Below are 26,216 nucleotides of genomic sequence, written 5' to 3'. Positions count from 1 at the left end.
CCGGTTCGCCCGGCCCCGGGACGCTCAGCCCAGGACGCTCGTATAGCCGTTGATCGCGGGCTGCCCGCCGAGGTGGGCGTAGAGCACGTTCGAGCCGCGTTCTATCTCACCCCGGCCGACCAGGTCGATGAGTCCAGCCATGGACTTTCCTTCGTAGACCGGGTCGGTGATCATCCCCTCCAGCCGGGCGCACGTCTCGATGGCGTCCACAGTGGACGCGTCGGGGATGCCGTAGATCCCGGCGTGGTACCGGTCGTCCAGCTCGACGTCCGCGATCTCGCCCGCGCCGATCAGCTCCGCGGTGGCGCGCGCGATCCGCGTGACCTGCTCGCGGGTCTCGTCCGGCTTGGCGGAGGCGTCGATGCCCAGGATGCGGCGGGGTTTGCCTAGTGCGGTCCCGGCGACCATCCCGCCCTGGGTGCTCCCGGTGACCGAGCAGACGATCACGGTATCGAAGAAGACACCCAGTTCTTTCTCCTGCGCTTCCAGCTCGACGATCCAGTTCGCGAAGCCGAGCCCGCCGAGCCGGTGATCCGACGCACCGGCCGGGATCGCGTACGGCTTCCCGCCGCCGGACTCGATCTCGGCGACGGCGTCCTCCCATGCCTGCTTGAACCCGATGCCGAAACCGGCGTCGACCAGCCGGACGTCCGCGCCGAGAATCCGCGAGAGCTGGATGTTGCCGACCTTGTCGTAGAGCGGATCGTGCCAGTCGACCCAGCTTTCCTGCACCAGCACGGCCTTCAGCCCGGCACGCGCCGCGGCGGCCGCGACCTGCCGGGTGTGGTTGGACTGGACGCCGCCGATCGAGACGAGCGTGTCGGCGCCTTCTTTCAGGGCGTCGGCGACGAGGTACTCCAGCTTGCGGGTCTTGTTGCCGCCGTACGCGAGCCCGGAGTTGACGTCTTCGCGCTTGGCCCAGACCTGCGCGCCGCCGAGGTGGGTCGTGAGCCGCTCCAGGGGATGCACCGGCGACGGCCCGAAGAGCAACGGGAAGCGCGGGAAGTCGGCGAGGGTCATCGGTCCTCCAGCAGGTCGGTCCAGATGGTCGAGATCACGGAGACGGCGGTGTCGGTGTCGCGCTTCTCGAGGGCGTCGATGAGCCGCGTGTGGCGTTCCACCGAGTTCCAGGCGAGCGCCGAGCTGAACCGCGCGTGTTCGAGCCGGCGCAGCAGCGGCGTGTAGCGGTCGAGAGTGGCGGCCACGGCGGCGTTCCCGGCCAGCCGCACGGGAACATCGTGCAGCTCGTCGTCGGCCTTGACGGCGGCGGCGACGTCACCGGCTTCGATCGCCGCGGCAAAGCGATCGTTGGCCGCCCGCATCGCGGCGACGTCGTCCCGGCCGACCTTCGCCACGGCCTGCCGGACGGCGAACTCGTGCAGCAGTCGGACGATCTCGCGGGCGTCGATGACATCGGGGGACATCACCTCGGAGACGCGGGTGTAGCTCTGCGGCTTGGAATCGACGAGTCCGTCGTCGGCCAGCCGCAGCAGCGCCTGGCGGATGGGGGCTCTCGACAGGCCGAGCTGATCGGCCAGATCGGCGTCGCGCAGTGGGGCGCCGGGCGGCAGCGAACCGTCGACGATCGCGTGGCGGATGCGGTCGTACGCCTCGTCCCGCAGCAACGGGCGACTGATCTTCGAGAGACTCACATCTAACATGTTAGATGTCGCAAGGCTCGTCCGGCAACTATTTCGAGCCCGAAGCCGTCCTGGCGACGGGCGCTTAGCGTCGGATGCCGGATGCCGGATGCCGGATGCCGGATGCCGGATGCCGGATGCCGGGACCGGGTGCCGGCGCGGTGCCGGGTGCCGGTGCTGGGTGCGGGTGCGTGCGGTGCGTGGTGCTGGCGTGGTGCCGGTGCCGGTGCCGGTGCCGGTGCCGGTGCTGGTGCTGGATGCGGGTGCGTGTTCTGGTGCGGTGCGGTGCGGTGCGGTGCGGGGTGCTGGTGTGGTGCTGGTGTTGGTGCACCGCTGGTGCGGGTCGCGGTCGGCGAGCCAGACTCAGCGGGACACCGGAGCATCGCGGTGCACTTCCGCTGCGATGTCTCCATCCGCCCGTGACGTCTCCAGTCACCCGCGGTGTCCCCGGCCGCCCGCCATGCCTCCAGCCGTCCGTGATGCCCACGGGTGCCGGATGCTTGTCCACAGGAACCCCGTGATGTGGACAACCGAGCCCAGACCGCCGCCTTTTCCGGGTCCTGTCGGGCACCCCCGATAAACTGGACTTGGGGACGCCCCCCCGGAGAGGGCGGGGGCTGTTCTTGGGCGGGGCCGCCGGGAAGTGCGGTCAGTAAACGGGGCCGGTGTACTTCTCGCCCGGGCCCTGACCGGGAGCATCCGGGACGGCCGAGGCCTCGCGGAAGGCCTTCTGGAGCGACTGAAGACCGTCGCGCAACGGGCCGGCGTGCAGGCCGAGGTATTCGGCGGACGCGGTGATGAGCCCGGCGAGCGCGGTGATCAGGCGGCGCGCCTCGTCGAGGTCGCGGTGCGGCGAGTTGTCCGGGTCGGCGTCGGCGAGGCCGAGGCGTTCGGCCCCGGCCGACAGCAGCATGACGGCCGCGCGGCTGATCACCTCCACGCTGGGGATGTCCTCCAGGTGGCGGGCTTCGGGGGAATACGGGGGCGGTGCGGAGGGTTGATCTGACACGTCTGGTACTCTTCCACCTGCGACCAGCTCCCGAGCGATCGGGGGCGGCAAGTGGAGCCCCGCTCCCACCCGCGTCACCGTTCAGGTGTCCGGGTCCGGTCTCGCCCGGACTGCAAGTCCAGGGTGAAGTACCCGGCTTAGCGGCCGGATGCGATCGGAAACAGAGTGGGCCCCGCACACCGAAATGGTGTCGGGGCCTTCGCTATGTGGGCACCAGGTCGAAACGAGAACAGGAAACATTCCTCGGACCAAGGAGGCCCCATCAGCTCCGAGACACGCATCAACGACCGAATCCGGGTGCCGGAGGTCCGACTCGTCGGACCCGCCGGTGAACAGGTCGGCATCGTCCGGATCGAAGATGCGCTGCGCCTGGCGCAAGAGAACGATCTCGACCTCGTCGAGGTCGCGCCGCAGGCCCGCCCGCCGGTGTGCAAGCTCATGGACTTCGGCAAGTTCAAGTACGAGAGCGCGCAGAAGGCCCGCGAGTCGCGTCGCAACCAGCAGCTGACCGTCATCAAGGAACAGAAGCTGCGCCCCAAGATCGATCAGCACGACTACGAGACCAAGAAGGGTCACGTGTCGCGCTTCCTGGCGGCAGGCAACAAGGTCAAGGTCACGATCATGTTCCGCGGTCGCGAGCAGTCCCGGCCGGAGCTCGGCTACCGGCTGCTGCAGAAGCTCGCCGAAGACGTCACGGAGCTCGGCTTCGTCGAGTCGTCGGCCAAGCAGGACGGTCGCAACATGATCATGGTGCTGGCCCCGCACAAGAACGTGAAGCCGAAGGCCAAGGTCGAGCCGGTTCCCGAATCGGTCCCCGAGGCGTAAGGCGCCGACCAGCACATGTCAGCGGCTCACCGGAGTCTCCGGTGAGCCGCCGCACGAAAGAGGACTGAAATGCCGAAGATGAAGACCCACAGCGGCACGTCCAAGCGCGTCCGCGTCACGGGCACGGGCAAGCTGCGCCGTCAGAAGGCCGGCCGCCGGCACCTGATGGAGAAGAAGTCCAACCGCCTCACGCGCCGGCTCGAGGGCACCACCGAGATCGCCAAGCCCGACACCGGTCGCGTCAAGCGCCTCCTCGGCCGCTGACCATCGACTTGCTCTAACCACCCGGGGCGCCCCTTCGCCCCCTGAGATCGACAGGATGGACCCGTGGCACGCGTCAAGCGGGCGGTCAACGCCCAGAAGAAGCGTCGCGCAACTCTCGAACTGGCCAGCGGCTACCGCGGCCAGCGTTCGCGGCTGTACCGCAAGGCCAAGGAGCAGACGCTTCACTCGCTCAACTACGCCTACCGGGACCGTCGTGCCCGCAAGGGTGACTTCCGTCGCCTGTGGGTCACCCGCATCAACGCGGCCGCCCGCGAGAACGGCGTGACCTACAACCGGTTCATCCAGGGCATCAAGGCCGCGGGTGTCGAGGTCGACCGCAAGATCCTCGCGGACCTCGCCGTCAACGACGCCGTCGCCTTCACCGCGCTGGCCGAGCTCGCCAAGGCCAACGTGAACACCGAAGCGAAGTCGGCCTGACCGGCAGCTTTCCCCGACCCGGGGTGGATCCGTTCACCGAAAGGACCCCCCGGGTCGTTGCTGCGCGCAAGCTGACCCGGCGCGCGGACCGGGACAAGACCGGCCGGTTCCTGGCCGAAGGCGCCAACGCCGTCGAAGCCGCCTTGGCGGACGGAACGGTGCACGAGCTGTTCGTGACGTCGCGCGCGGCCGCCCAGCACGCGAACCTGGTCGACGCCGCCCGCGCGGCCGGCGTCCCGGTCTCGCCGATCACCGACCGCGCCGCGGACGGCCTGTCGGAAACCGTGACGCCCCAAGGCATCGTGGCGGTCTGCGCTCTGCTCGACCGTCCACTCGAGACGGCCGTGACCCCGGGCGCCCGGCTGGTGGTCGTGCTGGTGGACATCGCCGACCCGGGCAACGCGGGCACGGTGATCCGCGTGGCGGACGCGGCCGGCGCCGACGCCGTCGTCCTGGCGGGCGACACGGTCGACCCCCACAACGGCAAGTGCGTCCGAGCGGCCGCGGGCAGCCTGTTCCACCTCCCGATCACCCGCGTCCGGGACGTCTCGGCCGCGCTGAAGGCCTGTTCGGCGGCGGGCCTGCGCACGTACGCGGCCCACGGTTACGCCGACGCCGAACTCGATCGGGTGGACCTGACCGAGCCGACGGCCTGGGTATTCGGCAACGAGGCCCACGGCCTTTCGGAAGCGGTTCTGGCCGAGACGGATCTGGCGGTCCGCATCCCGCTGTACGGCAAGGCGGAGAGCCTCAACCTGGCCACGGCGGCGGCGGTCTGCGTCTACACGAGCGCGATGGCGGCCCGCCGCTGAGGCGTGGCCCATCGCCCGCTCAGCGAGACCACCGCCCGTCCCACCACGGCCTCGTTTTGTGGCGCCGCGGCGGCCGACCCCACTGCCCGTCCCACCACGGCCTCCTTTCGTGGTGCCGCGGCGGCCGAACCCGCCGCCCGTCCCACCGTGGCCCCCTTCGCGGCGTCCCGGCGGTCGATCGTGCCGGTGTCCGCCTACCGGACACACGCCGCGCGCAGACCAGTGGTTTCACCCCGCGCGACCGGATTCCCGGCGGCCCGGCCTGGTCATCGTTCAGTCCTGTCAGGCCCTTACCCGGGTGTGCGCCGGCACGGGGCGAGGGCGACCAAGGGCGCCCTGACCCGATCCCATAGACTTTTCTTGCCTTTGACCTCTCGTGCGCCGCGTTGTCCGGCGGAGCACGAACGACCAGTCCCAGCGGACGCCGAGGAGTTATGTCCGGAGCCAAGGAGAAGGAAGCCCAGGGCGGCGCGGTTCTCGCCCCCGAGACGCTGCAGGAGGCGGTCAAGGCCGCCGAAGCGGCGTTCGCCGCCGCGACCGGGCTCGATGCGCTGGCCGAGGTCAAGCCCGCGCATCTCGGTGACCACTCGCCGCTGCTGCTGGCGCGCCGCGAGATCGGCGCCCTGCCCAAGCAGGAGAAGGCCGAGGCCGGCAAGCGCGTCAACGAGGCCCGCCAGGCCGTCCAGTCGGCCTTCGACACCCGCCGCGCCGAGCTCCAGGTGGAGCGCGACGAGCGCGTGCTGCGCGAAGAAGCCGTCGATGTCACCCTTCCGTGGGACCGCGTGCCGCGCGGTGCCCGGCACCCGATCAGCACCGTCTCCGAGCGCGTCGCCGACGCGTTCATCGCGATGGGCTACGAGGTCGCCGAAGGCCCGGAGCTCGAAGCCGAGTGGTTCAACTTCGACGCGCTGAACTTCGGCAAGGACCACCCCGCGCGGCAGCTGCAGGACACGTTCTACGTCGGCGAGGAGGACTCCGGCCTGGTGCTGCGCACGCACACCTCGCCCGTCCAGGCCCGCACCCTGCTGCACCGCGACCTGCCCGTGTACGTCGTGTGCCCCGGCCGGACGTACCGCACCGACGAGCTCGACTCGACCCACACCCCGGTGTTCACCCAGGTCGAGGGCCTCGCGGTGGACAAGGGCATCACCATGGCGCACCTCAAGGGCACGCTGGACGCCTTCGCCCGCGCGATGTTCGGCGAGAACTCCAAGACCCGGCTGCGCCCGCACTTCTTCCCGTTCACCGAGCCGTCCGCCGAGGTGGACGTCTGGTTCGAGGAGAAGAAGGGCGGCCCCGGCTGGGTCGAGTGGGGCGGCTGCGGCATGGTCAACCCGAACGTCCTGCGCGCCTGCGGCGTCGACCCCGAGGTGTACTCGGGCTTCGCCTTCGGCATGGGCATCGAGCGCACCCTGCAGTTCCGCAACGGGATCCCGGACATGCGCGACATGGTGGAAGGCGACGTCCGCTTCACCCTTCCCTTCGGAACGGAGGCGTAGTGCGAGTCCCAGTCAGCTGGCTGACCGAACACCTCGACGTGGGCGAGGAGATCACGCCACAGGACCTGGCCGACGCTTTCGTCCGGATCGGGATCGAGGTCGACGACCTCCGCGAGCTCGGGCCGGTGACCGGTCCGCTGGTCGTCGGCCGCGTGGCCGAGATCGAGGAACTGACCGAGTTCAAGAAGCCGGTGCGCTTCTGCCGCGTCGACGTCGGCGAGGTCGCCGAGGACGACGACGAGCCCGAAGACGACGACGAGGACGAGGACGAGGACGAGTCGGGCGAGTTCGACGAGGGCCCGCACGGCATCAGGACCCGCGGCATCATCTGCGGCGCGCGCAACTTCACCGAGGGCGACCTGGTCGTCGTCGCGCTGCCCGGCGCGGTGCTGCCGGGCGACTTCGCCATCGCCTCCCGCAAGACCTACGGCCGCATCAGCGACGGCATGATCTGCTCGGCGCGCGAGCTCGGCCTCGGCGAGGACCACACCGGCATCCTGGTGCTGCCGCCGGGCACCGCGAGCCCGGGCGACGACGCCCAGGAGCTGCTCGCCCTGAACGACACGGTGATCGAGCTCGCGCCGACCCCGGACCGCGGCTACGCGCTGTCGGTCCGCGGCCTGGCGCGCGAGCTGTCGAACGCCCTCGACGTGCCCTTCGGCGACCCGGCACTGCTGGAGGTCCCGGCGGCCGAAGGTGACGCCTGGCCGGTCCGCGTCGAGGACCCCGAGGGCTGCCCGCGGTTCGTGCTGCGCCGGGTCACCGGCCTGGACTCGACCGCGCCGACCCCGTGGTGGATGCGGCGGCGGCTGATGCTGGCCGGCATCCGCTCCATCTCCCTGGCCGTCGACGTCACCAACTACGTGATGCTCGAGCTCGGGCACCCGCTGCACGCGTTCGCCACCAAGGCCATCCAGGGCGACCTGGTGGTGCGCAAGGCGAAGCCGGGCGAGAAGCTGACCACCCTGGACGACGTCGAGCGCACGCTCGACCCGGACGACGTGGTGATCGCCGACGACAGCGGCGTCATCTCGCTGGCCGGCACCATGGGTGGCGCGAGCACCGAGATCACGCCGGAGAGCACGGACGTGCTGCTCGAGGCGGCGCACTGGAACCCGGCGTCGATCAGCCGCACGGCACGGCGCCACAAGCTGTTCTCCGAGGCGGCCAAGCGGTTCGAGCGGTTCACCGACCCGCAGCTGTGCGGGCCGGCGGTCGAGCTGGCCGCCCGGCTGCTGCGGCAGTACGGCGACGCCGCCATCCGGCCCGGCCGCACCGACGAGGGCACGGTCGAGCCCAACCCGCCGGTCCGGATGCCGATCAACCTGCCCGACAAGGTCGCGGGCGTGAGCTACCAGCGCGGCGTGACCGTGCGGCGGCTCAGCCAGATCGGCTGCAAGGTCACGGTCAGCACGGGCGACGACGGCACCGGCCTCGTCACCGCGATCCCGCCGAGCTGGCGCGGCGACCTGCGCCAGCCTGCCGACCTCGTCGAAGAGGTGCTGCGGCTCGAGGGCTACGACAGCATCCCGTCGACGCTGCCCGCCGCCCCGGCCGGCCGCGGCCTGACCGACGGCCAGCGGCGCGTCCGCGGTGTCGCGCGGGCGCTGGCCGAGGCCGGGTACGTCGAGGTGCGCCCGTTCCCGTTCGTCGGCGACGCGGTGTGGGACGCCTTCGGGCTCCCGGCGGACGACGTCCGCCGCAACGCCGTCGTGGTGCGCAACCCGCTGGAGGCCGAGCGCAACAAGCTGGCCACCACGCTGCTGCCGGGGCTGCTGGACACGCTGCAGCGCAACGTGTCGCGCGGGATGAAGGACGTGGCGCTGTTCCACGTCGGCCAGGTCGTGCTGCCCGCGCCGAACCCGCTGAAGGTCCCGGTGCTCGGCGTCGACCGCCGCCCGACCGACGAAGAACTGGCCGTTCTCGAAGAGGCCGTGCCGAAGCAGCCGCTGCACGTCGCCGTCGTGCTCGCCGGTCAGCGTCACCGCGCCGGCTGGTGGGGCGGGGGCGAGCAGGCGAGCTGGGCCGACGCGGTGCAGGCCGCCCGGACGATCGCCGAGGCCGCCGGGGTCGAGCTGACCACGCAGGCCACCGACCTGCCGCCGTGGCACCCGGGCCGCTGCGCCCAGCTGCGGGTCGGCGACTGGCCGGTCGGCCACGCGGGCGAGCTGCACCCCAAGGTCGTCGAGGCGCTCGGCCTGCCGCCGCGCACCGTGGCGATGGAGCTCGACCTCGACGCGATCCCGCTGCCGGACTCCCGGCCGGCGCCGAGCGTGTCCGGCTACCCGCCGGTGCTGCTCGACGTCGCGCTGGTCGCGGCCGCGGACGTCCCGTCGGGTGACCTGGCCGCGGTGCTGCGCACCGGGGCGGGCGAGCTGCTCGAGGACATCACGCTGTTCGACGTCTACGCCGGCGAGCAGGTCGGCGAGGGCAAGCGATCGCTGGCCTACAAGCTGCGCTTCCGCGCCCCGGACCGGACGCTGACCGTCGACGAGGCGACCAAGGCCCGCGACGCCGCGGTCGCCGCGGCGGGCGAACGGTTCGAAGCGACCCTGCGCTGACGCACGACGCTCTCGAGGAGGGGCCGGGAAACCGGCCCCTCTTTCGCGTTCGGCCCCGCACATCCGGCCGACCATCCGCACCAGAACGTAAGCGACCCTCCAGGTACGCGACCCGACCCTCCAGGTACGTGAGCCGACTCTCCGGGTACGCGACCCGACCGTCCGGGCACACCGGTTGGCCGTAGGTGTCGCGGTGCCGGGCACCTCTTCGAAGCCGAACGTCACCCGATGTGCTTGAGCGCCTCCCGGCGCGACAGCCCCGACAGGCCGGGGTGATCGTCCACGAAGGACCGCACCCAGTCCGGTGACGTCTTCGCGTAGTCGCGCAGCGCCCAGCCGATTCCCTTGCGCAGGAAGAACTCCGGCTCGGCGATCGCGGGTTCGATCGCCCGGGTCAGCAGGTCGGTGTCGGTGTCCTCCTTCGCGCCGACCTGGCAGATGATCGCCGTGCGCCGCCGCCAGAGGTCCTCGTCGGCCGCCCAGCGCAGCATGATCGGCGTGATCTCGCCGCGGGCGGAACGCAGGATCGGGCCCACCCGCCGGATCGCCAGTTCGTCGACGTGGTCCCACCACGCCCCCGTGACGATCATTTCCTCGTACATCGGGATCAGTCCGGGATCCTGCCACGACCGGTAGGCGCGATAGCCGGAAAGATTGACCGCCGCGTACCGCTCCTCCCGGAATTCCGCGTCCCGCCACAACGCCAGGATCGTCGCCGAATATGTCACTCGATCGGGCAATATGTGGTCGGCGAGCACCCGCTTGAGAAGCACGCTCCGCTCCGGTTTGGCCACTCCGCGATACGGCATGGCCGACTTCATGTACGCCCGCATCTGGGGTGCCTTCACCGGATCGCCCAGCTCGGCCAGCCCGGCGCGGACGGCCTTGACCAGCCGTTCGTCCGTGGTCATCCGTCCTCCCGTCGTCCCCGGTCGCCCGGAGCGTACCGGCGGCCACCGACGGTTCCGGGTGCTCGCCGATCGGGGGAGGTCCCGACGAAAGGCGGATGGCGGAAGTCGTGGCGGTCAGCGAGATTGTGCAGGGTTGCCGGTAGTTTCGGCGAAATCCGGCGAACTCTGTCGAATGCGGACGAAAAGGACGACTGTGAAAAGAATCGTTGCCGCTGTCGCCGCCGTGGGGCTCGCGGCCGGGCTGCTGGCCGCCGCACCCGCCGCGTCGGCGGACCCCGGGGTGCAGTTCAGCCCCGCGCCGATCGCCTGGGGGCCCTGCGACTCGGCGAGCCTCAAGGCGGCGGGCGCCGAGTGCGGCTTCCTCGAAGTGCCGATGGACTATGCGAAGCCGGGCGGGGCGAAGGTCTCCGTCGCGGTGTCGCGGATCAAGCACAAGACCGCGCAGTCCCAAGGGATCATGCTGGTGAACCCGGGCGGCCCCGGCGGGTCCGGCCTCGGGCTCTCGGTGCTCGGCAAGTACGTGCCGAACCACGCGGGGGACAACTACGACTGGATCGGCTTCGACCCGCGGGGCGTCGGCTCCAGCAAGCCCGCGATCAGCTGTGACGGCAACTACTTCAGCTACGACCGGCCGGCGTACGTGCCGACCTCGCCGAAGCTGGAGAAGACCTGGCTCGACCGCTCGAAGGGCTACGCGCAGGCGTGCCGCAAGAACGGCGCGATCCTCGACCACCTGAAGACGACCGACGTCGCGCAGGACATGGACAGCCTGCGCAAGGCGCTGGGCGAGAAGCAGATCAACTACTACGGCTTCTCCTACGGCACCTACCTCGGCCAGGTGTACAGCACGATGTACCCGAAGAACGTCCGCCGGATGGTGCTCGACGGCAACGTCGACCCGCGGAAGGTCTGGTACCAGGCCAACCTCGACCAGGACGTCGCGTTCGACAAGAACATCAAGATCTACTTCGACTGGCTGGCGTCCTACGACAGCGTCTACCACCTGGGCAAGACCGGTTCCGCGGTGGAGAAGCTCTGGTACGACACCCAGCGCAAGCTCGCCAAGAACCCGGCGGGCGGGGTGATCGGCGGTGACGAGTGGACCGACGTCTTCCTGCAGGCCGGCTACTACGTCTTCGGCTGGGTCGACATGGCCAAGGCGTTCGACGGTTTCGTCCACAAGGGTGACTGGCAGACGCTGAAGGCGCTCTACGACGACTCGAACCCGCCCGGCGACGACAACGGTTTCGCCGTCTACCTGGGTGTGCAGTGCACCGACACCCAGTGGCCGACCAGCTGGAACAAGTGGCGGGTCGACAACTGGCTGACCTACGCCAAGGCCCCGTTCGAGACCTGGGGCAACGCCTGGTTCAACGCGCCCTGCGTGTTCTGGCCGGCAAAGGCGGGCAAGCCCGTCGACATCAACGGCAGCAAGGTCGCCGGGGCGCTCCTCATCAGCGAAGAGCTCGACGCCGCGACGCCGTACGCCGGCAGCCTCGAGGTCCGCAAGCGGTTCCCGAACTCGAGCCTGATCAGCGCGCCGGGCGGCACCACGCACGCCGGTTCGCTGTCCGGGGTGTCCTGTGTGGACGACAAGATCGCCGACTACCTGGCGAACGGAACGCTGCCGGCGCGCCGGCCCGGCAACCACTCCGACGTCCAGTGCAGCCCGGTTCCGCCGCCGGTGCCCGACGGCGCCGCCGCGCAGAAGTCGGACAACACCGCGAAGGCGGCCCAGGAGAAGCAGCGCACATTGGCTCAGCTGCTGCACTTCTGAGCGGAATCGACGTGGGTCAGTGCCCCGGTCCGGCTCGTCCGGACCGGGGCACCGTCTTGTCCGCAGGTGTCGCATCGTGGCCTCCCGGTGACGTGGTGTGGTCGACGAGGACGCTAGGGGAGGGGGCCGACAATTTCGGAGCGGAGTCGGCCGTGAGCAGCGCGTGGCCGAAAATTGTCGGGGGTGCGCGCTAGCTTCACGGCATGTCGATCATCGAAGAGCGCCGGACCGAGATCCGGGCACAGGAGATCATCTACCAGATCGCGGTCGCCACCAGGACGGACGAAGACCGCGCCGAACCGAACACCAGGGTGATGATCACCCTGGAAGCCGGCGGTCCCGAGGGCGAACCGGTCGCCGAGGGCAGCCTCGACCTGGACGTCGCCGTGGCGGCCACGGTGGCCGACCTGGTCGCCGACGGCCTGCTGTCCGCGACGACCGGCGCCGGCCGGTCGTCGCGGCGAAGATCCGCGGCCCGGGCCGCCCAGCAAGGCCGCCCGTGGAACGACGAGATGGACGCGGAGCTGGAGAGCCGGTGGCTGGCAGGCGAGAGCGTCACGGAGATCGCCGCCTACTTCGAGCGCACCCCCGGTGGCATCCGCTCCCGGCTGCCGCGCGTGGGCTGCGACCCGGAGAACCCGGGCTGCTACCTCCCCGTGCCGCCGAGCCGTCGTGTGGACCTGGACGGGGGTGAACCGGGCTGAGCACGGTGGCGGGCCGGTCCACTCCGGACCGGCCCGCCATCGCGGCCGTCCCGTTTCCTTCACCCACCGGAGTTGTCCTGATGAGTTTCGATCTCGCCGTGTGGCACCAGCCCACGGCCGCCGAAGAAGCGGCCCGCAAGTACGCCGCGTTGACGTCCCCCGAACCGGTGGTGATCCCGCTGCACCCCCGGGCCGTCGCCTACCACCGGGAGCTGACGGCCCGCTACCCGGAATTGACCGATGTGCCGGTCGAGGACCTCGGCAGCTGCCCGTGGTCGTGCGCCTTGACCGTCGCCGGTGACGGCGTGGTCATGTCGCTGAGCTGGTCCGCTCCCGACGCCGTCGTGTCGTACGTCCAGGAGCTGGCCGGGCGGCACGGGATGGTCCTCTACGACCCGCAGGACGCCACCGTGTACCCGCCCTCGGGCGGTGCGGAGTGAGTTCCGTGCCGGGGAACCCGGACCGCCGCGGATCAGCCACCCGCGCCCGCGCCCGCCAGCGCGCGGGCGGCGAGGACCTCCAGGCGGGCCACCAGTTCCGGCGGCTCCTCGACCGTGAACGCGCACCCCAGCCCGAGCAGGCGGAACGCGAGCCAGTCCAGGGTGTCCCCGTGGCTGTGCCAGCGGCAGCCACCGTCCGGCAGCGGCGTCAGCTCGCCGACCGCCGTGCCCAGGCGCGGGGTGATCTCGTCGGCCGTCGCGGCCAGCGTGGCCACCGCCCGGTAGGTGGGCACGAGGTCGTAGAGCCGTTCGAGGACGTAGGCCGCCAGGTCCGTCGCGGGTGGCCGGCGCGGGGCGATGCGCCCGCCGGTCGCCTCGGCGTCGTGGACCCGGTCGACGCGGAAGACCCGCCAGTCGTCCCGGTCGAGGTCGAAGGCGACCAGGTACCAGCGCCGTCCGGTGGCGACCAGCCGGAGCGGCTCGGCCCGGCGACGGGACTCGGTCCCGTCGCCCGAGTGGTAGCGGAACCGGACCGTCTCGTTGTTGGTGATCGCGCCGGCGAACACGGTCAGCTGCGCGGGGTCGACGACGGGGCCGGTGGCCGGCACCGCGACGGTCGCCGTGCCGATCGTGCCCACCCGGCGGCGCAACCGCGCGGGCAGGATCTGCTCGAGTTTGGCCAGCGCCCGCACGGACGCTTCCTCGATCCCGTCGACGGCCTGGCCCGCGGCGGTCCGCAGGCCCACGGCGATCGCGACGGCTTCGTCGTCGTCGAGCACGAGGGGCGGCATCGCGGTGCCGGCGATCAGCCGATAGCCACCGGTGACCCCGCGGCTGGCTTCGACCGGGTAGCCGAGTTCGCGCAGCCGCTCGACGTCACGGCGGATCGTGCGCGGGCTGACCCCGAGCCGGTCGGCGAGTTCGCTGCCCGGCCACTCCCGTGGGGTCTGGAGCAGCGAGAGCAGTCCGAGCAGCCGCGCCGGGGTGTCCGTCATCGGCACAGCATCCCAAGTGCCGCGGCACGGCGTCCGCGCGGTGGCGGGCACCACTTCCCGGTATTCCCGTTTGTTTAGCCTTGCAAGGGCGTGCATAATCATGCGTATGACGGTGAACATCGCGGTGGCCGGAGCCAGCGGGTACGCGGGCGGCGAACTCCTGCGCCTGCTGCTGATCCATCCCGAGGTCGAGATCGGCACGCTCACGGCGGCCAGCAGCGCCGGCACGAAGCTCGGCGTCCACCAGCCACACCTGGTTCCGCTGGCCGACCGCGTCCTGGCGGAGACCACGCCGGAGACCCTGGCCGGCCACGACGTCGTCTTCCTGGCCCTGCCTCACGGGCACTCCGCGGCGATCGCGGCGCAGCTCGGCCCGGACGTCCTGGTCGTCGACCTCGGCGCCGACCACCGGCTGGCCGACGCGGCCGACTGGCAGCGCTGGTACGGCGGCGACCACGCCGGCCAATGGCCGTACGGCCTCCCCGAACTGCCGGGTGCGCGGGAGAAGCTCGCCGGCACGAAGCGCATCGCCGTGCCGGGTTGCTTCCCGACCGGTGGCTCCCTCGCCCTCGCGCCCGCCCTGGGTGCCGGCCTGATCGAGCCCGCCGTGACGGTCGTCGCGGTCACCGGCACCTCCGGCGCGGGCAAGAGCCTGAAGCCGAACCTGCTCGGCTCCGAGGTGATGGGCTCGGCCAGCGCGTACGGCGTCGGCGGCGCCCACCGCCACACCCCGGAGTTCGCGCAGAACCTCTCAGCCGTCGCGGGTGAGAGGGTCACCGTGTCCTTCACCCCGGTGCTCGCGCCGATGCCGCGCGGCATCCTCACCACGGCGAGCGCCCCGCTGAAGGCGGGCAGCGACGCGGCCGCCGTCCGCGAAGCCTACGAAAAGGCCTACGACGCCGAGCCGTTCGTCCAGCTCCTGCCCGAAGGCGCCTGGCCGACCACCTCCGCGACGCTCGGCTCGAACAACGTCCAGCTGCAGGTCACGGTCGATACCGACGCGCGGCGCCTGGTCGTCGTCGCCGCGATCGACAACCTGACCAAGGGCACCGCGGGTGGTGCCGTCCAGTCGATGAACCTGGCCCTCGGCCTCCCCGAAACCACCGGCCTTTCCACCGTAGGAGTGGCACCGTGACCGTCACCGGCCCCCAGGGCTTCCGCGCAGCAGGCGTCGCCGCCGGGATCAAGGCGTCCGGCGCCCTCGACTTCACGTTGGTCGTCAACGACGGCCCGCTCGACGTCGCCGCGGGCGTGTTCACCCGCAACGTGATCAAGGCCGCGCCCGTGCTGTGGTCGCAGGAGGTGCTCAAGCAGCAGCGGCTCAAGGCCGTCGTCCTCAACTCCGGCGGTGCCAACGCGGCCACCGGGCCCGGCGGTTTCCAGGACACCCACGCCACGGCCGAGAAGGTCGCGGCGGTGCTCGGCGCCGGCGCGATCGAGGTGGCCGTGTGCTCCACCGGCCTGATCGGTGAACGCCTGCCGATGGACGCCGTGCTGGCCGGGGTCGACACCGCCGCGAAGGCCCTCGACACGAGCGACCAGGCGAGCCTGAACGCCGCCACCGGCGTGATGACCACGGACACGAAACCGAAGCAGGCCTTCGCGAAGCACGACTCCGGGTGGAGCGTCGGCGGGTTCGCCAAGGGCGCGGGCATGCTCGCCCCGAACCTCGCCACCATGCTCTCGGTCCTCACCACCGACGCCGTGGCGGACAAGGAAACCCTCGACCGCGCCCTGCGCGCGGCCACCCACGTCACGTTCGACCGCCTCGACGTCGACGGCGGCACGTCGACCAACGACACGGTGCTGGTCCTGGCCTCCGGCGCGAGCGGCGTCGAACCGACCGAGGCGGAGCTGACCGAGCTGCTCACCGCGGTCAGCCACGACCTGGTGCTCCAGCTGCGCTCCGACTCCGAAGGTGCGACGAAGGACGTCGACATCACCGTGAAGGGCGCGGAGTCGGAGGCCGACGCGATCGCTGTCGCCCGCACGATCGCCGAGGACAACCTGGTCAAGACGGCGCTCTTCGGCTCCGACCCGAACTGGGGCCGGATCGCCATGGCGATCGGCCGCGTCCCGGCCCGCATCGACCCGGAGACCGTGTCGATCGCGGTCAACGGCGTCACCCTGTTCGCGAAGGGGATGCCGGCCGCCGACCGGTCCGAGGCCGACCTCACCGGCCGGGCCATCGAGATCGTCGTCGACCTGGGCGTCGGGTCGGCCGAGTCGACGGTCTACACCACCGATCTTTCGCACGGTTACGTCGAAGAGAACAGCGCGTACTCCTCATGACCGGCTCGGAGGCTCTGATTTCCGCGGACGAGAGACTGGCGACGGCGGCCGAGAAGGCCGGGGTGCTCATCGAGGCGCTGCCCTGGCTGCAGCGGTTCCACGGCGCCACCGTGGTGGTGAAGTACGGCGGCAACGCCATGATCGACGACACCCTGAAGGCGGCCTTCGCCGAGGACATGGTGTTCCTCCGGCTGGCCGGCCTGCGCCCGGTCGTCGTGCACGGTGGCGGCCCGCAGATCACCGCGATGCTCAACCGGCTCGGCGTGCCCGGCGAGTTCAAGGGCGGGCTGCGCGTCACCACGCCGGAGACGATGGACATCGTCCGGATGGTGCTCACCGGCCAGGTCAGCCGCGAGCTCGTCGGGCTGATCAACGCACACGGGCCGTACGCGGTCGGCATCTCCGGCGAGGACGCCCGGCTGTTCACCGCCGAGCGCAAACAGGCCACTGTGGACGGTGAACAAGTCGACATCGGCCTGGTCGGCGAGGTCGCCGAGGTCAACCCGGACGCCGTGCTCGACATCGTCAACGCCGGGCGCATCCCGGTGGTGTCCACCGTCGCCCCGGACGTCGACGGCGTGGTGCACAACGTCAACGCCGACACCGCCGCCGGAGCGCTGGCGGCCGCGCTGGGCGCCGAAAAGCTCGTGGTGCTCACTGACGTCGAAGGCCTGTACGCGGACTGGCCGGACCGCTCGTCGCTGATCGACCGCATCCGCGTCGACCACCTCGAGCCGATGCTGCCCGGCCTGGCCAGCGGCATGATCCCGAAGATGGAGGCATGCGTGCGCGCCATCCGCGGCGGGGTGCGCCGGGCCCACGTGATCGACGGCCGCCTCGCCCATTCGGTGCTGCTGGAGGTCTTCACCTCCCGCGGCGTCGGCACCATGGTCTTCCCCGAAACGGAGCTCCCGTGACCGACCTCAAGTCCAATGTGGATGGCCAGCAGCACTGGAAGTCCGCGCTGATGGACAACTACGGCACCCCCGCGCTGACCCTCGTCCGCGGCGAGGGCGCGAAGGTGTGGGACGCCGACGGCACCGAGTACGTCGACCTGGTCGGCGGCATCGCCGTCAACGCGCTCGGCCACGCGCACCCGGCGATCGTCACCGCGGTCACCGAGCAGATCTCGCGGCTCGGCCACACGTCGAACCTGTACGTCAACCCGGTCGCCGTCGAGCTCGCCGAAGCGCTGCTCGACGTCGCCGGCCTCGCCGGCAACGGCAAGGTGCTGTTCGTCAACTCCGGGGCCGAGGCGAACGAAGCGGCGCTGAAGATCAGCCGGCTGACCGGGCGCACCAAGGTGATCGCGGCCGAGGGCGCGTTCCACGGCCGGACCATGGGCGCGCTGACCCTCACCGGGCAGCCCGGCAAGCGCGACCCGTTCAAGCCGCTGGTGCCCGGCGTGGAGCACGTGCCGTTCGGTGACGTCGCGGCGCTCAAGGCGGCCGTCGACACCGACACCGCGGCCGTGTTCCTGGAGCCGGTGCTCGGCGAAGCCGGCGTGATCCCGGCGCCGGACGGCTACCTGCAGGCCGCGCGCGAGATCACCAAGGCCACCGGCACGTTGCTGGTGCTCGACGAGGTGCAGACCGGCCTCGGCCGGCTCGGCACCTGGTTCGGCTACCAGCAGGCCGGCATCGTGCCGGACGTGATCACCCTGGCCAAGGGCCTCGGCGGCGGCCTGCCGCTCGGCGCGGTGATCGGCGTCGGCGCGGCGGCCGACCTGCTCAAGCCCGGCCAGCACGGCACCACGTTCGGCGGCAACCCCGTCTGCTGCGCGGCGGGCCTGGCCGTGCTCCGAACCATCGCCGACGACAACCTCCTCGACCACGTCTCCGCACTGGGCAAGGACATCGCGGCGGGCGTCGAAGCGCTTGACCACCCGCTCGTCGCCGGGGTGCGCGGTGCCGGCCTGCTGCTGGGGATCTCGCTGCGCCGGCCCGTCTCGGGAGCCGTGGCCAAGGCCGTCCAGGACGCCGGCTACCTGGTCAACCCGATCGCGCCCGAGACCGTGCGGCTCGCGCCGCCGCTCGTGCTGGACAGCGACCAGGCCGACGGCTTCCTCGCCGCGCTCCCGAGCGCGCTCGACGCCGCGGCCACCGAATCGAAGGACTCCGACTGATGCCCCGCCACTTCCTCCGCGACGACGACGTCAGTCCCGCCGAGCAGAAAGCCATCCTCGACCTCGCCGACGCGCTGAAGGCCGACCCGCTCGGCAACCGCACGCTGGCCGGGAAGTCCGTCACGGCGATCTTCGAGAAGAACTCGACCCGCACCCGGTTCTCGTTCGAGGTGGGCATCAGCCAGCTCGGCGGGCACCCGGTGATCGTCGACGGCCGGTCGATGCAGCTGGGCCGGGAAGAGACGATCGAGGACACTTCGCGAGTGCTGTCGCGGTACGTCGACGCGATCGTCTGGCGGACCTTCGCGCAGAAGCGCATCGAAGCGATGGCCTCGGCCGCGTCGATCCCGGTCGTCAACGCGCTGACCGACGAGTTCCACCCGTGCCAGGTGCTCACCGACCTGATGACGATCCGGGAGCGCAAGGGGGAGCTCGCCGGGCTCACCCTCGTCTACCTCGGTGACGGCGCGAACAACATGGCGCACTCGCTGCTGCTCGGCGGCGTCACCGCCGGGATGCACGTCCGGGTGGTCTCGCCGCTCGGGTTCCAGCCCGACCAGCAGGTCATCCTGGACGCCAAGACACGCGGTGAGGACACCGGCGGCACGGCGACGGCGTTCACCGACCCGTACGAAGCGGTGGCCGGCGCCGACGTGCTCGTCACCGACACGTGGACGTCGATGGGGCAGGAGAACGACGGCCTCGACCGGATCGGCCCGTTCCGCGCCCTCCAGGTCAACACCGAGCTGCTGAAGAAGGCAGCCGACGACGCGATCGTGCTCCACTGCCTGCCGGCGCACCGCGGCTGGGAGATCACCGACGAGGTGATCGACGGCCCGGCCAGCGCGGTATGGGACGAGGCCGAGAACCGGCTGCACGTCCAGAAGGCGCTGCTGGTCTGGCTCTTCGAAGAGAGCCGACCGGAAAAGAGCCGACGATGACCAGCAGCCGGGTGGGGCGACAGGCCAGGATCACCGAGCTGGTGTCGTCCACGACCATCCGCAGCCAGACCGAGCTCGCGAAGCTGCTGGCCGCGGAGGGCATCGACGTCACCCAGGCGACGCTGTCGCGCGACCTCGACGAGCTGGGCGCGGTCAAGCTGCGTGGCCCGGACTCCGGCGCGCCGGTCTACGTGATCCCCGAGGACGGCAGCCCGGTCCGCGGGGTCCAGGGCGGCACGTCACGCCTGTCCCGGCTGCTGGCCGAGCTGATGGTCTCGGCCGACTCGTCGGGCAACCTGATGGTCCTGCGGACCCCGCCGGGCGCGGCGCAGTTCCTGGCCAGCGCCATCGACCGCGCGGCGCTGGAGGAGGTCGTCGGCTCGATCGCGGGCGACGACACCGTCGCCGTCATCGCCCGGGAACCCTTGTCGGGCAAGGAACTCGCCGAACGCTTCGCCGCGCTGGCCCAGCGCTCGGTCACGGAACACGGAGACGAGACAACGCCATGATCGTGCTCGCCGGTGCCGGTGGGGAGGTCGCCCCGGCCGCCGCGAAGCTCGCCGAGGAGACCGGAGCCGAGGTCGTGACGCTCGTCGTCGACCTCGGCGGCCACCCGTCGGCCGGCGGCTCGAACCACGACACGGCCGCCTTCGCGGACGACCACTGCCTCTCGGCGATCCAGGCCAACGCGCTCGTCACCGGGCTGGCCTGGCCCGCGGCCGTCCGCCGGCTGGCCGACGCGGCCCGGCGGTGCGGCGCCACGACCGTCGCGCACGGGTACACCGGGCGCGGCGCGCACCGGTTCGCGGCCGGGCTGGCCGCGGTCGCTCCGGATCTCCGGGTGCTCGCGGTGCCCGGCGCGCCCCCGGCCGAGCGGACCCTCTGGGGGTACGTGGTCGAACCCGGCGACCGGTGGCGGTTCCCCGCCGAGGGGGAGTTCCTCGCCCCGGAGGAGGTCACCGTGACCTTCGACGCCGGGGTCCCGGTGGCGGTCGACGGTGAGACGGTCTCGGTTGCCGAAGCCCTCCGGAGGCTGAACCGCCGGGCGGCGGCGCAGGGCGCCGGGAAACACCGGACCGAAGACGGCCGGACGTTCGCGGCTCCGGGCGCACTCGTGCTGGTCACGGCGCACCGTGCGCTCGAAAGCGCCACCCTCGAGCCGGACCTGGCCCGGTTCAAGCGGCAGGTCGACCGTGAATGGGCCACCCTGGTCCGCGACGGCCAGTGGTTCTCACCGCTGAAGCACGCGCTGGACAGCTTCGTCGTCGAAGCGCAGGAAGCGGTCTCGGGCGACGTACGGCTGTTGCTGCACGACGGCCGCGTCACCGCGCTCGAACCGCGTGACGCCCGGCCCGCGGCGGAGTACGTCGCGCGGCCCGGCAGGATCACCGCACAAGCTTGACCCACCGATCGAACCAGATACAGGAGAAGCGAGAACAGTGAGCGGGAACGAGCAGCCGGTGCAGCTGTGGGGCGGCCGGTTCGCCAGCGGTCCGGCGGAGGCCATGGCGGCGCTGAGCGCGTCGACGCACTTCGACTGGCGCCTGGCGCCCTACGACATCGCCGGCTCCCGCGCGCACGCCCGGGTGCTGAGCAAGGCGGGCCTGCTCACCGGCGACGAGCTGACCGGCATGCTGACCGCGCTCGACACCCTTGCCCAGGACGTCGCTTCGGGGGCGTTCACCCCGACGATCGCCGACGAGGACGTGCACACCGCACTCGAGCGCGGGCTGCTGGAGCGGGCGGGCACCGAGCTCGGCGGCAAGCTGCGCGCCGGCCGGTCGCGCAACGACCAGGTGGCGACCCTCTTCCGGATGTGGCTGCGGGACGCCGCCCGCCGCGTCGTCGCCGGCACGCTCGACATCGTCGACGCGCTGGTGTCGCAGGCCAAGCGGCACCCGGACGCGATCCTGCCCGGCCGCACGCACCTGCAGCACGCCCAGCCCGTGCTGCTCGCGCACCACCTGCTGGCCCACGGCCAGGCGCTGCTGCGCGACGTCTCGCGGCTGCAGGACTGGGACGCCCGCACGGCCGAGTCGCCGTACGGCTCGGGCGCGCTGGCCGGCTCGTCGCTGGGGCTCGACCCGGAGGCGGTCGCCGAGGAGCTCGGCTTCGCGACCAGCGTGGAGAACTCCATCGACGGCACCGCCTCGCGCGACTTCGTCGCCGAATTCGCCTTCGCCGTTTCGATGCTGGCGATCAACCTGTCCCGGATCGCCGAAGAGGTGATCATCTGGAACACCGCCGAGTTCGGCTACGTGACGCTGGACGACGCCTGGGCCACCGGCAGCTCGATCATGCCGCAGAAGAAGAACCCGGACGTCGCCGAGCTGACCCGCGGCAAGGCGGGCCGGCTCATCGGCAACCTCACCGGCCTGCTGGCGACGCTGAAGGCCCAGCCACTGGCCTACAACCGGGACCTGCAGGAGGACAAGGAGCCGGTGTTCGACTCGGTCGAGCAGCTCGAGCTCCTGTTCCCGGCCATCGCCGGCATGCTCGCCACGCTGACCTTCCACACCGACCGCCTCGCCGAGCTGGCCCCGGCCGGGTTCACGCTGGCCACCGACATCGCGGAATGGCTGGTGCGCCAGGGCGTCCCGTTCCGCGTCGCGCACGAAGCGGCGGGTGAAAGCGTCCGGGTCGCCGAGTCGCGCGGCGTCGGCCTGGACGAGCTCACCGACGAGGAGTTCGAGAAGATCAACCCGGCCCTGACGCCCGCGGTGCGCGAGGTCCTGACCGTCGAAGGCTCGGTGAAGTCCCGCGACGCGCGGGGCGGCACGGCGCCGGTGCGGGTGGCCGAGCAGCGCGCGCGGCTCGAAGAGCGGGTCACCGCCGCCCGCCACTGGCTGAACTGAGCCGGCGAGCCGGGCCGACACCACTGTCGGTCCGGCTCGATAGGCTGGTCGTCGCACGACTTCCCGAAGGAGGGGACGCTTGAGCGGCGAAGCAGGCCGGTTGTTCACTCGCGCCGAACTGGCGCTGGACCCGGTCGACCTGGCACAGCTGCTGCTCGGCTCCGTGCTGGAGGCGACCGGGCCCGACGGCACCGTCGGCGTCCGGCTGGTCGAGGTCGAGGCCTACCGCGGCGAAGACGATCCGGCGTCGCACTGCTACCGCGGCCGGACCCCGCGCAACGCGGTCATGTGGGGGCCGGCCGGTCACCTGTACGTGTACTTCGTCTACGGGATGCACTTCTGCGCGAACGTCGTCGGCACCCACGAGGACATGCCGGGAGCCGTGCTGGTGCGGGCCGGCGAGGTCGTCTCGGGTCTCGACGTCGTGCGCAAGCGGCGCCCGAACGCCCGGGGGACCGGGGAACTGGCCAAAGGCCCGGCCATCCTCACCTCGGTGCTGCGCATCGACCGCGAGCAGAACGGCGTCGACCTCACCGACCCGGCGTCGCCGGTGCGGCTGCACGTCGGCGAGCGGGTGCCGGCCGAACGGATCCGGGTCGGGCCGCGCGTCGGCGTCGCGACGGCGATCGACACGCCGTGGCGGTTCTGGGACGGCGCCTCCCCGGCCGTGTCCACCTACCGCCGCGGCGGGAAGCGCCGGGTCCGACCCGCCAGTTAGTCGGTTGACCTGGTGCGGGAGGATCTACAGGCGTGAGCGAACACATCCTCGACGAGCTGTCCTGGCGCGGCCTCATCGCGCAGTCCACCGACATCGACGCCCTCCGGCGCGAGCTCGACCAGGGTCCTGTGACGCTCTATTGCGGTTTCGACCCGACCGCGCCCAGCCTGCACGCCGGCAACCTCGTCCCGCTGCTCATGCTCAAGCGGTTCCAGCGCGCCGGGCACCGGCCGATCGTGCTGGCCGGCGGCGCGACCGGGATGGTCGGCGACCCGCGCGACACCGGTGAGCGCACGCTGAACACCCTCGACGTCGTCGCGGAGTGGGCCGGGCGCATCCGCGGTCAGCTGGAGCGGTTCGTCGACTTCGACGACAGCCCGATCGGCGCGGTCGTCGAGAACAACCTCAACTGGACCGGCCAGCAGAACGTCCTGGAGTTCCTGCGCGACGCCGGGAAGCACTTCTCGGTCAACGTCATGCTCAACCGGGAGACGGTCAAGCGCCGGCTCGAGAGCGACGGCATGTCGTACACCGAGTTCAGCTACCTGCTGCTGCAGTCGCAGGACTACCAGCAGCTGTACCGCCAGTACGACTGCAAGCTGCAGGTCGGCGGCTCCGACCAGTGGGGCAACCTCGTCGGCGGGGTCGACCTGATCCGCCGCACCGAGGGGGCGAGCGTGCACGCGCTCACCGCGCCGCTGGTCACCGACGCCGAGGGCCGCAAGTTCGGCAAGTCCACCGGCGGCGGCAAGCTGTGGCTCGATCCGGAGATGACCTCGCCGTACGCCTGGTACCAGTACTTCGTCAACGTGGGTGACGCCGACGTGGTCCGCTACCTGCGGATGTTCACCTTCCTCGACCAGGAGGAGATCGCCGCGCTGGCCGAGGACACCGAACAACGTCCCCACCTGCGCTCGGCGCAGAAGCGGCTGGCCGAGGAGTTCACCACTCTCGTGCACGGGGAGAACCAGACCCGGCAGGTGATCAACGCCAGCCAGGCGCTGTTCGGCCGCGGCGAGCTGGCCGACCTCGACGAACGGACCCTCGACGCCGCCATGGCCGAGGTCCCGAACGGCAAGGTCGACCCGTCCGGCGAGGCGACGATCGTCGACCTGCTGCTCGCCGGGGGACTGGTGGACAGCAAGGGCGCCGCGCGCCGCACGGTGAAAGAGGGCGGCGCGTACGTGAACAACGTGAAGATCGGTGACGAGGAGTGGAAGCCCGCTTCGGACGACGCGCTCCACGGCAAGTGGCTCGTCGTCCGCCGGGGCCGGCGCAACGTCGCCGGCGTCGCGCTCGGCGGCTGATCGGCTCCGGGGCCTGGAACAGGGCCTTGACCTGCGGGAACGCGGTTAAGGTACCCCCCTGTTTCGGGCCCCGGAAGGCCATGTAAAGTTCTCCAAGTCGCCAGGGAAACCGGGTGGCCACCGGGACACGAACCAAGCTCTCGCAGAAGCGATTGAGTGGGTGTCCCACCAAAATAGCTTGAAACAATCGCCGAGGTTGAGCCCGCCGATAAAGTGGGTGATGCCAGAGTGTGTTGCTTGAGAACTCAACAGTGTGCTAGTGAACTAAGCCAGTAGAGCTTATATATAACCTCGTATGAGGTTCCTTTGAGAATGATTGAGTACATAGTCTCGATCAAACTATTCATTGTTGGAGAGTTTGATCCTGGCTCAGGACGAACGCTGGCGGCGTGCTTAACACATGCAAGTCGAACGATGAAGCCTTCGGGTGGATTAGTGGCGAACGGGTGAGTAACACGTGGGTAATCTGCCCTGCACTCTGGGATAAGCCTTGGAAACGAGGTCTAATACCGGATATCACATTCTTTCGCATGGGAGAATGTTGAAAGTTCTGGCGGTGCAGGATGAACCCGCGGCCTATCAGCTTGTTGGTGGGGTAGTGGCCTACCAAGGCGACGACGGGTAGCCGGCCTGAGAGGGTGACCGGCCACACTGGGACTGAGACACGGCCCAGACTCCTACGGGAGGCAGCAGTGGGGAATATTGCACAATGGGCGAAAGCCTGATGCAGCGACGCCGCGTGAGGGATGACGGCCTTCGGGTTGTAAACCTCTTTCGCCAGGGACGAAGCGCAAGTGACGGTACCTGGATAAGAAGCACCGGCTAACTACGTGCCAGCAGCCGCGGTAATACGTAGGGTGCAAGCGTTGTCCGGATTTATTGGGCGTAAAGAGCTCGTAGGCGGTTTGTCGCGTCGGCTGTGAAATCTGGAGGCTTAACCTTCAGCGTGCAGTCGATACGGGCAGACTTGAGTTCGGTAGGGGAGACTGGAATTCCTGGTGTAGCGGTGAAATGCGCAGATATCAGGAGGAACACCGGTGGCGAAGGCGGGTCTCTGGGCCGATACTGACGCTGAGGAGCGAAAGCGTGGGGAGCGAACAGGATTAGATACCCTGGTAGTCCACGCTGTAAACGGTGGGTGCTAGGTGTGGGCGACATTCCACGTTGTCCGTGCCGTAGCTAACGCATTAAGCACCCCGCCTGGGGAGTACGGCCGCAAGGCTAAAACTCAAAGGAATTGACGGGGGCCCGCACAAGCGGCGGAGCATGTGGATTAATTCGATGCAACGCGAAGAACCTTACCTGGGCTTGACATGCGCCAGACATCCCCAGAGATGGGGCTTCCCTTGTGGTTGGTGTACAGGTGGTGCATGGCTGTCGTCAGCTCGTGTCGTGAGATGTTGGGTTAAGTCCCGCAACGAGCGCAACCCTTATCCTACGTTGCCAGCGCGTTATGGCGGGGACTCGTGGGAGACTGCCGGGGTCAACTCGGAGGAAGGTGGGGATGACGTCAAGTCATCATGCCCCTTATGTCCAGGGCTTCACACATGCTACAATGGCTGGTACAGAGGGCTGCGATACCGCGAGGTGGAGCGAATCCCTTAAAGCCGGTCTCAGTTCGGATCGCAGTCTGCAACTCGACTGCGTGAAGTCGGAGTCGCTAGTAATCGCAGATCAGCAACGCTGCGGTGAATACGTTCCCGGGCCTTGTACACACCGCCCGTCACGTCATGAAAGTCGGTAACACCCGAAGCCCATGGCCCAACCCTTCGGGGAGGGAGTGGTCGAAGGTGGGACTGGCGATTGGGACGAAGTCGTAACAAGGTAGCCGTACCGGAAGGTGCGGCTGGATCACCTCCTTTCTAAGGAGCACAACACATCCACGTTCCCGGGATACCCGGAACCAGGGCGTGGGGTGGCTGGGGTTTAACACTCGAATGCAGTGTTGCTCTGGTTGCTCAAGGAATTGTGGAACTACTGGTTATGGCTTATCGCGGTGACAGACGCCGGCGTTAGTACTGATCCTTCGGGGTCGTGGAGGACGCTCGCCGAGTCGAGTGGTGGGTTGTTCACGAAGCACACTGTTGGGTCCTGAGGCAACAC

The 26,216-nt window shown here is 70.2% G+C and carries 24 protein-coding genes and 1 rRNA gene; 20 read left to right on the top strand and 5 right to left on the bottom strand.

Annotation, left to right across the window (positions count from 1 at the left end):
- Nucleotides 1–24 precede the first annotated feature (24 nt).
- The 3 genes from OG439_RS21760 to OG439_RS21750 all read right to left on the bottom strand — a co-directional run bounded on the left by OG439_RS21760 (nucleotide 25) and on the right by OG439_RS21750 (nucleotide 2,649).
- Nucleotides 25–1,020, bottom strand: a complete 996-nt coding sequence (locus OG439_RS21760) for a 1-aminocyclopropane-1-carboxylate deaminase (RefSeq protein ID WP_326951177.1) — start codon at nucleotides 1,018–1,020, stop codon at nucleotides 25–27.
- On the bottom strand, nucleotides 1,017–1,661 hold the full coding sequence (locus tag OG439_RS21755) for a GntR family transcriptional regulator (protein ID WP_326951176.1): 645 nt from the start codon (nucleotides 1,659–1,661) through the stop codon (nucleotides 1,017–1,019). Before OG439_RS21755 ends, OG439_RS21760 begins: the two co-directional genes overlap by 4 nt.
- Nucleotides 1,662–2,289: 628 nt before the next feature.
- Nucleotides 2,290–2,649: a DUF1844 domain-containing protein gene (locus tag OG439_RS21750; RefSeq protein ID WP_247054038.1), complete on the bottom strand. Its 360-nt coding sequence runs from the start codon at nucleotides 2,647–2,649 to the stop codon at nucleotides 2,290–2,292.
- A gap of 204 nt (nucleotides 2,650–2,853) precedes the next feature.
- Here OG439_RS21750 and infC point away from each other — a divergent pair, with 204 nt between their 5' ends.
- The 6 genes from infC to pheT all read left to right on the top strand — a co-directional run bounded on the left by infC (nucleotide 2,854) and on the right by pheT (nucleotide 9,048).
- Nucleotides 2,854–3,474 carry a translation initiation factor IF-3 gene (gene infC / locus OG439_RS21745; RefSeq protein WP_247064421.1) on the top strand — a complete coding sequence of 207 codons (621 nt, stop codon included), beginning with the start codon at nucleotides 2,854–2,856 and terminating at the stop codon, nucleotides 3,472–3,474.
- A 69-nt stretch (nucleotides 3,475–3,543) separates the two neighbouring features.
- Nucleotides 3,544–3,738, top strand: a complete 195-nt coding sequence (rpmI, locus tag OG439_RS21740) for a 50S ribosomal protein L35 (RefSeq protein ID WP_247054035.1) — start codon at nucleotides 3,544–3,546, stop codon at nucleotides 3,736–3,738.
- Between the two features lie 63 nt (nucleotides 3,739–3,801).
- Nucleotides 3,802–4,176, top strand: coding sequence for a 50S ribosomal protein L20 (rplT, locus tag OG439_RS21735; RefSeq protein WP_247054033.1), 375 nt, complete (start codon nucleotides 3,802–3,804; stop codon nucleotides 4,174–4,176).
- A 23-nt stretch (nucleotides 4,177–4,199) separates the two neighbouring features.
- Nucleotides 4,200–4,988, top strand: coding sequence for a TrmH family RNA methyltransferase (locus OG439_RS21730; protein WP_326951175.1), 789 nt, complete (start codon nucleotides 4,200–4,202; stop codon nucleotides 4,986–4,988).
- 434 nt (nucleotides 4,989–5,422) lie between these two features.
- Entirely contained in the window at nucleotides 5,423–6,487 is a 1,065-nt protein-coding gene (gene pheS, locus OG439_RS21725) for a phenylalanine--tRNA ligase subunit alpha (protein ID WP_247054031.1), read from the top strand.
- On the top strand, nucleotides 6,487–9,048 hold the full coding sequence (gene pheT / locus OG439_RS21720; protein WP_326951174.1) for a phenylalanine--tRNA ligase subunit beta: 2,562 nt from the start codon (nucleotides 6,487–6,489) through the stop codon (nucleotides 9,046–9,048). Before pheS ends, pheT begins: the two co-directional genes overlap by 1 nt.
- Before the next feature lie 221 nt (nucleotides 9,049–9,269).
- On the opposite strand, the gene OG439_RS21715 is transcribed toward pheT, so the two are convergent.
- Nucleotides 9,270–9,959, bottom strand: coding sequence for a DNA alkylation repair protein (locus OG439_RS21715; RefSeq protein ID WP_326951173.1), 690 nt, complete (start codon nucleotides 9,957–9,959; stop codon nucleotides 9,270–9,272).
- Between the two features lie 193 nt (nucleotides 9,960–10,152).
- Here OG439_RS21715 and OG439_RS21710 point away from each other — a divergent pair, with 193 nt between their 5' ends.
- From OG439_RS21710 to OG439_RS21700, 3 genes are all read left to right on the top strand, one after another.
- Nucleotides 10,153–11,736: an alpha/beta hydrolase gene (locus tag OG439_RS21710; protein WP_326951172.1), complete on the top strand. Its 1,584-nt coding sequence runs from the start codon at nucleotides 10,153–10,155 to the stop codon at nucleotides 11,734–11,736.
- A gap of 203 nt (nucleotides 11,737–11,939) precedes the next feature.
- Nucleotides 11,940–12,440 carry a helix-turn-helix domain containing protein gene (locus tag OG439_RS21705; RefSeq protein WP_247054022.1) on the top strand — a complete coding sequence of 167 codons (501 nt, stop codon included), beginning with the start codon at nucleotides 11,940–11,942 and terminating at the stop codon, nucleotides 12,438–12,440.
- 80 nt (nucleotides 12,441–12,520) lie between these two features.
- Nucleotides 12,521–12,880 (top strand): hypothetical protein, encoded by a 360-nt coding sequence (locus OG439_RS21700; RefSeq protein WP_247054020.1) that lies wholly within the window; start codon nucleotides 12,521–12,523, stop codon nucleotides 12,878–12,880.
- 32 nt (nucleotides 12,881–12,912) lie between these two features.
- Here the strand turns inward: OG439_RS21700 and OG439_RS21695 are convergent, their stop codons facing one another.
- On the bottom strand, nucleotides 12,913–13,875 hold the full coding sequence (locus OG439_RS21695) for a helix-turn-helix transcriptional regulator (protein WP_326951171.1): 963 nt from the start codon (nucleotides 13,873–13,875) through the stop codon (nucleotides 12,913–12,915).
- Nucleotides 13,876–13,981: 106 nt separating this feature from the next.
- On the opposite strand from OG439_RS21695, the gene argC reads away from it, so the two are divergent.
- The 11 genes from argC (at nucleotide 13,982) to OG439_RS21640 (ending at nucleotide 25,975) form a co-directional block, all read left to right on the top strand.
- Nucleotides 13,982–15,010 (top strand): N-acetyl-gamma-glutamyl-phosphate reductase, encoded by a 1,029-nt coding sequence (argC, locus tag OG439_RS21690; protein ID WP_326951170.1) that lies wholly within the window; start codon nucleotides 13,982–13,984, stop codon nucleotides 15,008–15,010.
- Nucleotides 15,007–16,167, top strand: coding sequence for a bifunctional glutamate N-acetyltransferase/amino-acid acetyltransferase ArgJ (argJ, locus tag OG439_RS21685; RefSeq protein WP_326951169.1), 1,161 nt, complete (start codon nucleotides 15,007–15,009; stop codon nucleotides 16,165–16,167). The genes argC and argJ overlap by 4 nt, the downstream gene beginning before the upstream one ends.
- The gene (argB, locus tag OG439_RS21680; RefSeq protein ID WP_326951168.1) at nucleotides 16,164–17,084 is read left to right on the top strand and encodes an acetylglutamate kinase; all 921 of its coding nucleotides are present in this window, start codon (nucleotides 16,164–16,166) and stop codon (nucleotides 17,082–17,084) included. The genes argJ and argB overlap by 4 nt, the downstream gene beginning before the upstream one ends.
- On the top strand, nucleotides 17,081–18,292 hold the full coding sequence (locus OG439_RS21675) for an acetylornithine transaminase (RefSeq protein WP_326951167.1): 1,212 nt from the start codon (nucleotides 17,081–17,083) through the stop codon (nucleotides 18,290–18,292). The genes argB and OG439_RS21675 overlap by 4 nt, the downstream gene beginning before the upstream one ends.
- Nucleotides 18,292–19,233, top strand: a complete 942-nt coding sequence (gene argF / locus OG439_RS21670; RefSeq protein ID WP_326951166.1) for an ornithine carbamoyltransferase — start codon at nucleotides 18,292–18,294, stop codon at nucleotides 19,231–19,233. The genes OG439_RS21675 and argF overlap by 1 nt, the downstream gene beginning before the upstream one ends.
- Nucleotides 19,230–19,742, top strand: coding sequence for an arginine repressor (locus tag OG439_RS21665; RefSeq protein ID WP_247054004.1), 513 nt, complete (start codon nucleotides 19,230–19,232; stop codon nucleotides 19,740–19,742). Before argF ends, OG439_RS21665 begins: the two co-directional genes overlap by 4 nt.
- On the top strand, nucleotides 19,739–20,635 hold the full coding sequence (locus tag OG439_RS21660; protein ID WP_326951165.1) for an argininosuccinate synthase domain-containing protein: 897 nt from the start codon (nucleotides 19,739–19,741) through the stop codon (nucleotides 20,633–20,635). Before OG439_RS21665 ends, OG439_RS21660 begins: the two co-directional genes overlap by 4 nt.
- Nucleotides 20,636–20,672: 37 nt before the next feature.
- Complete coding sequence (gene argH / locus OG439_RS21655; protein ID WP_326951164.1) at nucleotides 20,673–22,088, top strand: argininosuccinate lyase; 1,416 nt, start codon at nucleotides 20,673–20,675, stop codon at nucleotides 22,086–22,088.
- Between the two features lie 79 nt (nucleotides 22,089–22,167).
- Entirely contained in the window at nucleotides 22,168–22,806 is a 639-nt protein-coding gene (locus tag OG439_RS21650) for a DNA-3-methyladenine glycosylase (RefSeq protein ID WP_326951163.1), read from the top strand.
- A gap of 32 nt (nucleotides 22,807–22,838) precedes the next feature.
- A complete protein-coding gene (tyrS, locus tag OG439_RS21645) occupies nucleotides 22,839–24,113 on the top strand; it encodes a tyrosine--tRNA ligase (protein WP_326951162.1) in 1,275 nt (424 codons plus the stop codon).
- A 346-nt stretch (nucleotides 24,114–24,459) separates the two neighbouring features.
- A 16S ribosomal RNA gene (locus OG439_RS21640) occupies nucleotides 24,460–25,975 on the top strand.
- Nucleotides 25,976–26,216 lie beyond the last annotated feature (241 nt).

The sequence above is a fragment of the Amycolatopsis sp. NBC_01307 genome (genome assembly GCF_035975215.1).
In the GTDB taxonomy this organism is placed as follows: domain Bacteria; phylum Actinomycetota; class Actinomycetes; order Mycobacteriales; family Pseudonocardiaceae; genus Amycolatopsis.
This window is presented reverse-complemented; position numbering and strand designations above follow the sequence as displayed.